At 73.0% G+C, this 12,652-nt stretch carries 9 protein-coding genes; 4 read left to right on the top strand and 5 right to left on the bottom strand.

The window, feature by feature from the left end; genetic code table 11:
- The 4 genes from GPJ59_RS25330 to GPJ59_RS25315 all read right to left on the bottom strand — a co-directional run.
- On the bottom strand, nt 1–1,416 hold a 1,416-nt coding region (locus GPJ59_RS25330), incomplete at its 3' end, for an AAA family ATPase (protein WP_308120479.1).
- A gap of 7 nt (nt 1,417–1,423) precedes the next feature.
- On the bottom strand, nt 1,424–2,131 hold the full coding sequence (cpaB, locus tag GPJ59_RS25325; protein WP_219670004.1) for a Flp pilus assembly protein CpaB: 708 nt from the start codon (nt 2,129–2,131) through the stop codon (nt 1,424–1,426).
- Nucleotides 2,128–3,411: an RNA-guided endonuclease IscB gene (iscB, locus tag GPJ59_RS25320; RefSeq protein WP_308120478.1), complete on the bottom strand. Its 1,284-nt coding sequence runs from the start codon at nt 3,409–3,411 to the stop codon at nt 2,128–2,130. Before iscB ends, cpaB begins: the two co-directional genes overlap by 4 nt.
- A gap of 385 nt (nt 3,412–3,796) precedes the next feature.
- Entirely contained in the window at nt 3,797–4,681 is an 885-nt protein-coding gene (locus GPJ59_RS25315) for a hypothetical protein (protein ID WP_219670002.1), read from the bottom strand.
- 435 nt (nt 4,682–5,116) lie between these two features.
- Between GPJ59_RS25315 and GPJ59_RS25310 the strand changes: the two genes are divergently transcribed.
- The 4 genes from GPJ59_RS25310 to GPJ59_RS25295 all read left to right on the top strand — a co-directional run bounded on the left by GPJ59_RS25310 (nt 5,117) and on the right by GPJ59_RS25295 (nt 11,571).
- Nucleotides 5,117–6,808, top strand: coding sequence for a chitinase (locus tag GPJ59_RS25310; RefSeq protein ID WP_219670005.1), 1,692 nt, complete (start codon nt 5,117–5,119; stop codon nt 6,806–6,808).
- Between the two features lie 108 nt (nt 6,809–6,916).
- On the top strand, nt 6,917–8,260 hold the full coding sequence (locus GPJ59_RS25305; protein ID WP_219670001.1) for a M14 family metallopeptidase: 1,344 nt from the start codon (nt 6,917–6,919) through the stop codon (nt 8,258–8,260).
- Between the two features lie 243 nt (nt 8,261–8,503).
- The gene (locus GPJ59_RS25300; protein WP_219670000.1) at nt 8,504–9,790 is read left to right on the top strand and encodes an alanine racemase; all 1,287 of its coding nucleotides are present in this window, start codon (nt 8,504–8,506) and stop codon (nt 9,788–9,790) included.
- A 158-nt stretch (nt 9,791–9,948) separates the two neighbouring features.
- Nucleotides 9,949–11,571 carry an N-acyl-D-amino-acid deacylase family protein gene (locus GPJ59_RS25295; protein ID WP_308120481.1) on the top strand — a complete coding sequence of 541 codons (1,623 nt, stop codon included), beginning with the start codon at nt 9,949–9,951 and terminating at the stop codon, nt 11,569–11,571.
- A 103-nt stretch (nt 11,572–11,674) separates the two neighbouring features.
- On the opposite strand, the gene GPJ59_RS25290 is transcribed toward GPJ59_RS25295, so the two are convergent.
- On the bottom strand, nt 11,675–12,652 hold a 978-nt coding region (locus GPJ59_RS25290), incomplete at its 5' end, for a carbohydrate-binding protein (RefSeq protein ID WP_219669998.1).

Below are 12,652 nucleotides of genomic sequence, written 5' to 3'. Positions count from 1 at the left end.
GCCTTGTAGCCGGTCCGGCCGTGGGCGCGGTGGCCGCCGTTGTTGTTGGCGCTGGTCTGGAACTTCGCCAGGTGCGCCTTGACGTTGGCGAGCGGGATGTCGGGCGGCGACGGAGCCGCGGTCTGGGCCGCGGGCGTGGCGAACGCCGCGGCCGCCGCGGAGGCGGGCGACCGGGCCCGGGGCGCGGAGGGCCAGGACGCCGCCGCCGGACGGGGCCGGGCGGTCCGGTGCGGGCGGTTCCGGGGCGGCCAGCAGGCCGAGTTCGGCCGCCGCCGACCACAGTGCCTGCTTGACCGCCGAGCGGTTGTCGAGGTCCTGGACCCGGCCCGCGTCCACCACCGCCTGGAGTTCCTTGAAGCCGGCCGGGACGGGCGTGCGCAGGGCCCGGGTCTTGGTGATCTTCTCGATCAGCGAGGGCTGGATCTCCGTGTGCTTGGTCCAGCGGTTGACCAGCAGCGTGGTCTCCTCCGCCTTGCGGACCTGGAGCCGTTCCCACATCCGCACCGTCCGCTTGGCCGCGCGTACGGCGACCACGTCGGGCGTGGTGACCAGGACCGCCGTGTCGGCCATCTCCACCGCCGCCGCGTTCGCACCGGTCAGCTGGGTGCCGCAGTCGATCACCACCAGTTCGTACCGGCTGCGCAGCGCCGTCACGACGGTCCGGGCGGCCCGGTCGTCGACCTCCTCGCCGCGCTCGCCGTCCGCGGGTGCCAGCAGCAGCGCCAGCCCCGTGCGGTGCTCGAAGACCGCGTCGGCCAGCACCCGGGGGGAGATGTCCTGAATGCCGGCGAGGTCGGCGATCGACCGGCGGAACTGCACGTCCAGGTACGAGCCCACGTCGCCCGCCTGGAGGTCCATGTCGACCAGGGCGGTGCGCCGGCCCGAGGCGGCGGCCGCCAGTGCGAACTGGACGGCGGCGAAGGTGGCGCCCACCCCGCCCTTGGCCCCGGTCACCGTGGCCACCGTGCCGCCCGGCCCGGTGAACACGTCCCCGCCGCGGCCGCCGAGGTGGCGCCGTACGCCCGCGGCCCACTGGGCCGCCGCCTGGACCCGCGCGGCCAGTTCCTCGTAGGACAGCGGCAGCCCGACCAGGCCGCGCGCGCCGGAGTCCATGGCCGCGGCGAACAGGCCGGGGCCGGCGTCGGAGGTGACCAGGACGACGCCGACCGCGGGGAAGCGGAGGGCGACCTCGCGGATCAGGTCGAGCGCGGGCACCGGCCCGATCCGCTCGTGGACGAGGACCACCTCGGGCAGTTCGTCGAGGGATTCGGCGGCCAGCCGGGCGAGGGTGTCGAGGAGGGTGGTGGAGTCCGGGACCGGCGCGGCCGGCTCGGCCGCCGGGAGCTGGCCGATGAGGGTGGCGATGGAGCGGGCGGCGTCCGGGTCGCCGACCGCCGGGAGGATACGGGTCGTCATCCGGGCCTCACTTGTCCCCGTCGAGGGTGTACGTACGGTCGCTGGGGGCGGGCTGCTGGCCCTCGGTGCCGGGGGCGACCAGGGCGAGGCGGACGTGCTCCGCGAAGGACTCGGCGTACGCGACCCGCTGGGTGTCCTTGGTGCCCAGGGCGAAGGTGATCGGGACGGCCTCCTCGGGGCCCTTGCGGTCGCCGGAGGTCTTCTCCACCGGGGTGAGGGCGCCGACGGCGATGACCCGGGCGTTCGAGACGATGATCACGGAGCGGTCCGGGTCGGTCTCCTTGGCGCCGTTGAACGTGGCGATGATGTTGACCCGGTCGCCGGAGTGGATCTTGCCGGCCACGCCCGTCGCCGCGTCGATCATGATGGCGATCTCCTGCTCGCCGGGCTGGAGTTTGGGCCGGTCCACCAGCATGTCGCTCTGGAGCAGCGTCCCCTTCGACAGCTGGACGACCGTGATCTTGTCCCGCAGGTCGCCGAGATCGGTCACGGCCGTCTCCGGCAGCCAGCGCCGGGGGATGCGGACCTCCTCGAAGTGGCCGGCGTTCAGCGGGGTGTACGGCGCTATGCCGCTCTTGACCTCGTACGCGACGACCTCCGGGCCGACCTTCGCATTGACGTCCCCGACGACCGACAGCACCCCGGCGAAGGCCGCGAGGGCGCACAGGACCGACAGGAGCAGCAGGATGACGCCACGGCGCTGGCGTGAGTTCATCGAGAACCTCCGAGGAAACCGCTGCCGGGCGGGGGTGGTACCTCCCGCTCGCGGGTGAGAATCGGACTCCTGCGGAGCAGGGCAGGGGCAGGCGAATCACCGCCGAGGCGATTCGCCGTCAACAACGGCGGCGCGTCCGGGCGCGGGCCGTGGGCGGGCATGACGGAGGGCTCCTTGCAGAGGGTGTAGGCGTAACCGTCGGCTCGCTGGAGGAGACGGACGTATGTGTGCCGAACGGCGTGGAGGCCGCTTCTGGTGCGGATGGCGAAGTTCCCGGAGGCACGGACCGCGACGCGTCCGGTGTGGGTGCCCGCGCTCTTCCCCGCGGGGACGACTGCGCGGACGAGGTCGCCGGCGGCGAAGCCGTAGAACTGCTTCCGGCGAGGCAGGCGCAGGCGGGGAAACCCGTACTTGTCGGAGCGGGTGCGGGTGTAGGTGCCGCGCCCGGTGCACCCGGCGACGAGGACGGTGGTGGCGTACTCCGTGACGGTGTCGAGCTTGCCGACGGCGAGGGCGTCGAAGCTGTGGGACTTCGGGAGACCGCACCTGGTGCGATTCCACTTGGTCCGGCCGCCGGAGGCGACACTGGTGGGAAGGCGCTGGTCGAGTGCGCGCCACAGGGCCCACCGGGTGGACTGCACGGCGGCGGCGTCCCGCGGGACGCCGGTGGCGCCGCAGTAGACGCAGGCCCGGCCGAACTTGGCGAGGAGGTACTCGCAGACCTCGGTGCCGTGCAAGGTGCCGTGCTGGTACTCGGAACCCTCCAACGACCGGTCGGCGCTGATGGCGTGGGTGTCGAAGGCGACCCGCTCCACGTGCACCGCGCGTACCGGGGCCCACCGCGACAGCCGGTCGACCCACGAGACGGTGACGTCGACCCGGTGCCGGAGTGACGGCGCAAGCCATCCCTCCGGCCGGGCGCGGTTGAAGAAGCGCGGGGCCCGATGGCGCAGGTTCCTCGTGCGGCGCCCGCGCCGGTGCGCCGCACGCTGCTCCAGCTTCTTCCGGATGAGCGCGCCGCGGTGGTCGCGCTGCACGCCGTACCGTCCGCGGCGCTCGCCGGCCTGCGCGGTGAACACTGCGATGCCGGTGTGCTTGGAGCCTGGGTCGATGCCCAGTTCGCCGCCATCCACCTCCGACGCGGCGACGCTGCGGTCCTTCAGTCGGATGACGAACGGCGTGTGCCGGGCGACGACGGCTCGGCCGGACTTCAACAGCCGCCTGGCCCTCGCGGGCGTGGTGGGCTGCAACGGGGTACCGCGCTTGTCGAGGACGAACACGGCGGGGTGCCGCTCACGCGGCCTCGTCCCGGCCCCTGAGGGCGCGGGAGTGACGCCCCCGACAGCAGGTGGGCTGCCGGGGATCTCCCCTCGACCATGTCCCGTGCCGGGTACCGCCAAGCGGTCTCCGAGCCCCGTTTCGTCCCTGATCCCGGGGTTGTCTGCTGACTCGGATTCGAGAGCGAGCTGCTGAGGAAGCACAGCTCGGTCGGTCTTCCGTCCTGCACGGAACGTAGCCATCAAGGTCACCTCCTTGTCAGTGATGGCTCGGTCTGGTAACACACGGGCTCCAGCCGCTGGGGCTGAAGCCCCCGCCTTCGGGCGGAGGATCCGGTTACGGACTGAACTACCTCGTCGTTCGTGAATCGGTCGGGCGGTCAGGCGGTCAGGGTCCGGCGGCGGATGCGGTGGGGGACGCGTACGCGGAGGCGCCGGGGGGCGTGGTCGTCGGGGTCAGGGGTGCGGCGCAGAAGCCGCAGCGGTCGCCGATGAGTTCCAGGCCGCACCAGCGGCACTGCTCCCGGCGCACCGAGGCGACCAGCTGGTAGAGGACGGTGAGGTCGGGGATGGCCGCGGCGAACTCCACCAGCTTGGGCGTGGCCCACCAGGTGGGCGAGTCGGCCGGCAGCGGGTTCTCCAGCACGCCCTGGACCTGCCAGGCCGGGGCGAGTTCGGCGGTGACCCAGTCCGAGGCGAGCTGCCCGCGGGCGAAGGTCAAGTGGGTGGCGTACGCCGGTCCGGGCGGCGGTGTGAAGCCCGGGGCGCCGAGTTTGGCCAGGCGCGGCGCGGGATGGGCCATGACGGCGAACAGTGCGCCCGGCGCCCAGGACTTGGCGTGCGCCCCGAGGCCGACCGGGACGCGGTCCAGTCTGGCGACCGAGCCCAGCAGCGCGCCGGCGTGGATGTAGTGCGCCAGCAGCCGGGCGGCGGAGGCGATGACGCCGGGGCTGAAGTCGCAGACGGTCAGCTGGCGTAACTGACGCACCAGCAGGGCGGTGGCCAGCGGCGGGAGGTCGATGTCCAGGAGCGCGATCCGGTCGCTCTCCAGGATCGCGCGGACGGTGTGCAACCGGCGGACGGTGGGGGCCGGCAGCCAGCTCGGTACGACGGCCACCACGTGTCCGTGCCGCTCCACCAGGGCGGCGGTCTCGGCGAGCGAGCCCTCCAGGTCGACCCGGTCGGGCGCGGAGAGCAGCACGGGCGGCGGAGTGTGCCGGTCCGGGGCCGGCAGTGCCAGATCGGCACTGGTGACAGCAATGGCGGTCGGCACGCGAATCCCCCTGTTCACCCGTCCTCACCCCGGTCCGCGAGCGGGTGCGCGCATATGCGGCACGACCGCAAACGGCCGTCCCCCAAGGCCTTGTGCCCCAGCACCATATCCGCGTCGTCCCTGGCAGGGCAGGGCCTTGCCGATTCCCGTCCGCGCACGACCGGTCACAGGTGGCGAAAAACCCGGACAACAAGGAAGGGGTGATGGGACGTTTCCAGCCACTTTGCGAAGAGTCTTGACAGGAGGATTGGTCTGGACCAACTTGGGCCCGGGATCCCCCACGCCCCATCTCCCCATGCCCCCTTCCCCAACTCCCCACCCCTCACTCCCCCCACGGAGTCTCATGTGAACCACATGAACCGCATGAACCGCATAAGCCGCATAAGCCGCATGAACGGCCTGTACGGCCTGAACGGCAGGAACGGCACGAGCCACATGCACCGCATACGCCCCCTCGCGCTGTTCGCCGCCGCCGGCCTCACCGCGACCGCGCTGACGGCCCTGTCCACCGGCACCGCAACGGCCGCCGACATCGACGTCGCCCGCAACGGCGGCTTCGAGTCGGGCCTGTCGTACTGGAGTTGCTCGGCCGGCAGCGGCGCGGTCACCGCCGCCCCGGTGTACGCCGGGGCCGCCGCCCTCAAGGCGACCCCGGCCGGCTCCGACAACGCCCGGTGCGCGCAGACCGTCACGGTCAAGCCGAACTCGACGTACACGCTCAGCGCCCAGGTGCAGGGCTCGTACGTGTACCTCGGCGCGAGCGGCACCGGCACCCAGGACGTCTCCACCTGGACCCCGGGCAGCGGCGCCGGCTGGCAGAAGCTCTCCACCACCTTCACCACCGGCCCCTCCACCACCCAGGTCACCGTGTACACCCACGGCTGGTACGGGCAGCCCGCCTACCACGTGGACGAGTTCCGCGTCGTCGGACCGGACGGCGGGGGCACCGACCCCGGCCCGTCCGTCCCCGGCGCGCCGGGCGGCCTCACGGTTTCCGGCCAGAACGACACCGCGCTCACCCTTTCGTGGAACGCGGTCAGCGGCGCGACCGGCTACTCCGTGTACCGGGACGGCGTCCGGGTCGCCCAGACCGCCGGCACCACCGCACAGCTGACCGGCCTGACGCCGGCCACCTCGTACTCCCTCCAGGTGAGCGCGTACAACCAGGCGGGTGAGGGTCCCCGTTCGGCCCCGGTGACCGGCACGACCACCGGCGGCGGCAACCCGGGCCCGGGCCCCTCGGTGCCCAAGCACGCCCTGACCGGGTACTGGCAGAACTTCAACAACGGCGCGACCGTCCAGCGCCTCTCCGACGTCCAGGCGCAGTACGACATCATCGCCGTCTCCTTCGCCGACGCCACCGCCACGCCCGGGCAGATCGCCTTCAACCTCGACTCGGCGGGCCTCGGCGGCTACACGGTGGCGCAGTTCAAGGCGGACGTCGCCGCGAAGAAGGCGGCCGGGAAGTCGGTCATCCTTTCGATCGGCGGCGAGAAGGGGACCATCACCGTGAACGACGCCGCCTCCGCACGCAACCTGGCCGACTCGGCGTACGCCCTGATGCAGGAGTACGGCTTCAACGGCATCGACATCGACCTCGAGAACGGCCTGAACCCGACCTGGATGACCCAGGCGCTGCGATCCCTGTCGGCCAAGGCCGGCCCCTCGCTCGTCATCACGATGGCCCCGCAGACCATCGACATGCAGTCGACCTCGAACGGCTACTTCCAGACGGCGCTGAACATCAAGGACATCCTCACCGTCGTCAACATGCAGTACTACAACAGCGGCTCGATGCTCGGCTGCGACGGCAAGGTGTACTCCCAGGGCTCGGTGGACTTCCTGACCGCCCTCGCCTGCATCCAGCTGGAGGGGGGCCTGGCCCCGTCCCAGGTGGGCCTGGGTGTGCCCGCCTCGCCCAGCGGCGCGGGCAGCGGCTACGTCTCCCCGGCCGTCGTCAACAGCGCCCTGGACTGCCTGGCCCGCGGCACGAGCTGCGGATCCTTCAAGCCGTCAAGGACCTATCCCGGCCTGCGTGGCGCGATGACCTGGTCGACCAACTGGGACGCCAAGGCGGGTAACGCGTGGTCGAACGCGGTGGGTCCGCACGTCCACAACCTGCCGTAGCGGGTACGTGTGGGGGTGGCCGGTTTGCCACTCTTGACCGGCACATGTCAGAAGCGCACGCTGTGCGCGTCCGCACGGCACCCCCACACTCCCCACCCAGGAGATCGCATGCGGCTCAGCAGCATCCGCAGGAGGAGGACCGCCACCGTCGCGGCCCTCCTCGCGCTCGCCCTCGGCGCACCCGCCTACGGCATGAGCGCGACGGCCTCGCCCCCGCCCAGCCCGTCGACCGCGACGCAGGACGAGGCGATCGTCCAGTACCGCGTCCACGGCCCCTCGACCCCCGCCGACCGCACGGCCCTGCTCGGCCTCGGCGTGTCCATCGACGAGGTGGACGACCACACCGTCGTCGTCAGCGCCGACGCCATGCAGGCCAAGACCCTGCGCAAGCTCGGTTACAAGCTGGAGGCTCTCGCCGGACCGCCGGACCGCAGCCTGCCCGGCCTCGCCGCCTCCCCGATGGACTTCCCCTCGGCCGACTCGAAGTACCACAACTACGCCGAGATGAGCGCCGAGATCGACCAGCGCATCGCCCAGTACCCGAACATCATGAGCAAGCGGGTGATCGGGAAGTCCTACCAGGGCCGGGACCTGGTCGCCATCAAGATCAGTGACAACGTCGCCACCGACGAGAACGAGCCGGAGGTGCTCTTCACGCACCACCAGCACGCGCGCGAGCACCTCACCGTCGAGATGGCGCTGTACCTGCTCAAGGAGTTCGGCTCCAAGTACGGCTCCGAGAGCCGGGTCACCGACATGGTCAACGGCCGGGAGATCTGGATCGTCCCGGACCTCAACCCCGACGGCGGCGAGTACGACATCGCCACCGGCTCCTACCGTTCCTGGCGCAAGAACCGCCAGCCGAACTCCGGATCGTCGTACGTCGGCACCGACGAGAACCGCAACTGGAACTACAAGTGGGGCTGCTGCGGCGGCTCCTCGGGCAGCAGGAGCTCCGAGACCTACCGGGGCCCGGCCGCCGAGTCCGCCCCCGAGGTCAAGGCCGTCTCGGACTTCGTCCGCAGCCGGGTGGTCGGCGGCAAGCAGCAGATCAAGGCCGCGATCGACTTCCACACCTACAGCGAACTGGTGCTGTGGCCGTTCGGCTGGACGTACAACGACACCGCGCCCGGACTGACCGCCGACGACCTGGCCGCCTTCAAGACCGTCGGCCGGCGGATGGCCGCGTCCAACGGCTACACCGCGGAACAGTCCAGCGACCTGTACATCACGGACGGCACCATCGACGACTGGCTGTGGGGCGACCAGAAGATCTTCGGCTACACCTTCGAGATGTACCCGTCCAGCGGCGGGGGCGGCTTCTACCCGCCCGACGAGGTGATCGACCGCGAGACCGCACGCAACAAGGACGCGGTGCTCCAGCTCCTGGAGAACGCGGACTGCATGTACCGCTCCATCGGCAAGGAGGGGCAGTACTGCACCACGGCCTGACCGGCAGCTGAGCCGTACCGGCCTGCGCAACGGGGCGCCCACCGCCAGGGGGCGCCCCTTCGCCGCAGCCGTGGCCACCACGCCGGGCGCCGAGACGGAGACCGCCGCGACCGCCCGCCCGTCCGTCCGTCCGTCCGGCCCGCGCACGGGGCGCCCACTGCCCGGTGCTTCGCGCCTCATGAGGCAGGATGCGCTTCACCACCACCCTGAAGGGCGGTGCACGCAACGCACCAGGAGGCACGTATGGCCAGCGAAGCAGTCCGGCGACTCGCCGAGGAACCGGTCGACCACCGCTTCAAGGGCCTGCCCCCGGACGCCGAGGCCGCCGGCCTGACCGTCGGCGCGCTCGCCGCCGAACGCCGCAACCTGCACACCGGCGGGTTCACCACCCCCGTGCTCACGCTGGACGCCGAGGCGCTGGAGCACAACCTCACCGCCCTGGGCACGTACGCGGCCCGCCACGGCCTCGCCTTCGCCCCGCACGGCAAGACCTGCATGGCCCCGCAGCTCTTCGAGCGGCAACTGGAGCACGGCGCCTGGGGCATCACCGTGGCCATGCCCCACCAGGCCCGGGTCTGCCGCGCCTTCGGCATCCGGCGGATCTTCCTCGCCAACGAGCTGGTCGACGCACCGGCCCTGCACTGGGTCGCCGCCGAGCTCGCCGCCGACCCCGCGTTCCGCTTCACCGCCTACGTCGACTCCGTACGCGGGGTCGAGCTGATGGACGCGGCCCTGGCCGGCCGGGGCGCCGTCGTGGACGTGGTCCTGGAACTCGGCGCGGGCGAGGAGGGCCGTACCGGCATCCGTACCGACGCCGAGTGCCTGGCCGTCGCCGACGCCGTCGCCGCGGCCCCCACCCTGCGCCTGGTCGGCGTGGCCGGCTACGAGGCGACCATGCCCGGCGCCGACGCCGACACCGTCCGCGCGTGGCTGCACCGCCTGACGGCGCTGGCGGCCGAGCTCGACAAGCGGGGCCACTTCGCCGGCACCGGCCTGGACGAGGTCATCGTCAGCGCCGGCGGCAGCGAGTGGTTCGACGCCGTCGCCGAGGTCTTCACGGAGCTCCCCGAACTGTCCCTGCCGGTGCTGCCGCTGCTGCGCTCCGGCGCGTACGTCTCCCACGACCACGGCTGGTACGAGGGCCTGACCCCGTTCAACCGCCACCCCGACGAGGGCGGCCTGCTGCCGGCCTTCCGGCTGTGGACCCAGGTCGTCTCCCGCCCCACGCCCGGCCAGGCCTTCGTCAACGCCGGCAAGCGCGACATCGCCTACGACCTGGGCCTGCCCCGGGTGCTCGCGGTGCGCGGGGCACGCGACGGCGTGGAGCGCCCGGCCGCCGGCATCCGGGTGACCAAGCTGTCCGACCAGCACGCCTGGCTGGAGACGGACGCCGACGCGACGGAGCTGGAGGTCGGCGACTGGGTGGCGCTCGGCATGGCCCACCCGTGCACGATCTTCGAGAAGTGGCAGCTGATCCCGGTCGTGGAAGCGGACGGCACGGTCGGCGACCTGATCCGCACGTTCTTCTGAGGTCACGCCCGACGGGCGACTGACGGCCGGGACGGCGACGACGGCGGCGGATGGGGGCAGCGGTGACGGCTGGGACCACGGTGACGGCCGGGACGACAGCGACAGCGACAGCCGGGACGGCAGCAACATCCAGGACGACAGCGACCGCCGGGACGGACCTGGTCATCCGGGGCGCCCGGGTCATCGACGGCACCGGCGGCCCCTCGTACACCGCCGACGTCGCCGTCCACGAGGGCCGGATCGCGGCCGTCGGCCGCCTCCCCGGGGGCGGCCGGCGCACCCTCGACGCCCACGGCCTGGCCCTGGCGCCCGGGTTCGTCGACATGCACGCCCACAGCGACCTGGCGCTGCTGCGCGACCCGGACCACAGCGCCAAGGCCGCCCAGGGGGTCACCCTCGAAGTCCTCGGCCAGGACGGGCTGTCGTACGCCCCCGTCGACGACCGCACCCTCGCCGACGTCCGCGCCGCCATCGCCGGCTGGAACGGCGACGGCGACGGCGGCGCCCCCGTCGGCGACGACGGCGGGGACCTCGCCCTCGACTGGCGGACCGTCGGCGAGTACCTGGACCGACTCGACCGCGGCGTCGCCGTCAACGCCGCCTACCTCGTGCCGCAGGGCACCGTACGCGCCCATGTCCTGGGCTGGGCCGACCGCCCGGCCACCCCCGCCGAACTCGCCCGGATGAAGCAGCTCGTCGCCGATGGGCTGGAGCAGGGCGCCGTCGGCATGTCCTCCGGGCTCACCTACCCGCCCGGCATGTACGCGTCCGACGCCGAACTGACCGAGCTGTGCCGGGTGGTGGCCTCCTACGGCGGCTACTACTGCCCCCACCACCGCTCCTACGGCCACGGCGCCCTCGCCGCCTACGCCGCCACGGTCGACCTGGCCCGCACCGCCGGCTGCGCCCTGCACCTGGCCCACGCCACCATGAACTTCGCCGAGAACGCCGGCCGCGCCGACGCACTGCTGGCCCTCCTGGACAGCGCCCTCGCCGACGGCGCCGACATCACCCTCGACACGTACCCCTACACCCCCGGCTGCACCACCCTCGCCGCGCTCCTGCCGAGCTGGGCGGCCGAGGGCGGCCCCGAGGCGCTGCTGGCCCGGCTGGCGGACCCGGACACCGCGCGGCGGATCGGCGCCGTGCTGGAGACGGAGGGCTCGGACGGCTGCCACGGGGTGCCGGTGGACTGGTCGACGGTGGAGATCTCCGGCACGGCCGACCCCGCGCACGAGGCGTACGTCGGCCATACCGTCGCCGCCGCGGCGGCCTCGCGCGGCGAACCGCCCTGGGAGACCGCCCGGCGGCTGCTGCTCGCCGACCGCCTGGGCCCGACGGTGCTCCAGCACGTCGGCCACGAGGGCAATGTCCGCGCGATCATGCGGCACCGCGCCCACACCGGCGGCTCCGACGGCATCCTGCAGGGCGCGAAGCCGCACCCGCGGGCGTACGGCACCTTCCCGCACTACCTCGGCCACTACGTCCGCGAGCTCGGCGTGCTCACCCTGGAGGACTGCGTCGCCCACCTGGCCGGCCGGCCTGCCGCCCGGCTGCGGCTGCCCGACCGCGGCCTGGTCCGCGAGGGGTACCGGGCCGACCTGGTCCTCTTCGACCCGCTGACGGTCGCGGCCGGCGCCACGTACGAGCACCCGCGCCGGCTGCCCACCGGCATCCCGTACGTCCTGGTCGACGGCCGGTTCGTCATCCGCGACGGCCGCCGCACCGACGCCCTGCCGGGCCGCTCGATCCGCCGGACACCGCTCGCCCGGTGGCCCTGAACGCACGCACCGCGCCGCACCGCGGCTTCCCCTCAGGAGCCGCGGTGCGGTGCGGTGCGGTGCCGGATACGGCCACCCGGCCGTCACATCCGCTTACGTCCGCTCACATCCGCTGCCAGAGCGCCGGCACGTTCGGCGGCTCCCAGCCGGTCTGGGCCTGGTGGCCCTGGAGGCAGCGGTAGCTGGCGCCGCCGTACGTGACCGTGTCCCCGGCCGCGTACACCGCGCCCGCCTTCCAGGTGCCGCCCGGCTCCGGGTCACCCGGGCCGGGGCCCGGGCCCGGGTCGGAGCCGGTGGTCCGCAGCGTCAGCCCGTACGCCGACAGCAGCGGGTTCAGCGGCTGGAAGAAGGTGGTGCCGCCGCTGGAGCAGTTCCCGGAGCCGCCCGAGGTGACGCCCTGCGCCTGGCTGCCGGAGATGTAGGAGCCGCCCGAGTCGCCGGGCTCGGCGCACACGGTCGTACGGGTCACCCCGGAAATCGTGCCCTCCGGGTAGGTCACGCTGGTGTTGTGCTGCTGGATCGTCCCGCAGTGCCAGCCCGTGGTGGACCCCGACCGGCACACCGACGCCCCGACCGGTTGCAGCACCGAGCCGGTGACCTGCACGTTCGCCCCGCCACTGCCCTTGACGTACGGGGTCGCGGTCCACTGGGAGTTCGCCGCCACCCAGGCCATGTCGCTGCCGGGGAAGACCGAGGCCTGGAAGGAGCCCTGGGCGACCTGGTTCCAGCCCGAGGTGGTGGTCCCGGCCCGTCCGCAGTGGCCGGCGGTGGCGAAGCCCTGGGTGGCGCCGCGGGTCACCGGGAAGCCGACCGAGCAGCGCCCGGAGCCGTTCATGTAATACGCGTCCCCGCCCCGCAGGTCATAGAGCGGACGCGGCGCCTGATCGGTACCGACGACGCGCACCAGACCGGCCGGGACGGCGGTGGCCGCGAGCAGCCCGGCCGCGGCGCCGGGCTCGGCCTCCTCCACCACCAGGACGTTCGCGCGCGGGTCGACGTACCGCACGGGCGTCGCCGTCGTGGCGGCCGCGTCGAGCGCGGCCTTGGCCGAGTCCAGCGCGCCCAGGGTGTGCGCCACGAC

This window comes from Streptomyces bambusae (assembly GCF_019400985.1).
GTDB lineage: Bacteria > Actinomycetota > Actinomycetes > Streptomycetales > Streptomycetaceae > Streptomyces > Streptomyces bambusae_A.
Note: the sequence above shows the minus strand (reverse complement) of the source record. Positions and strands in the feature narration are given on the sequence as shown.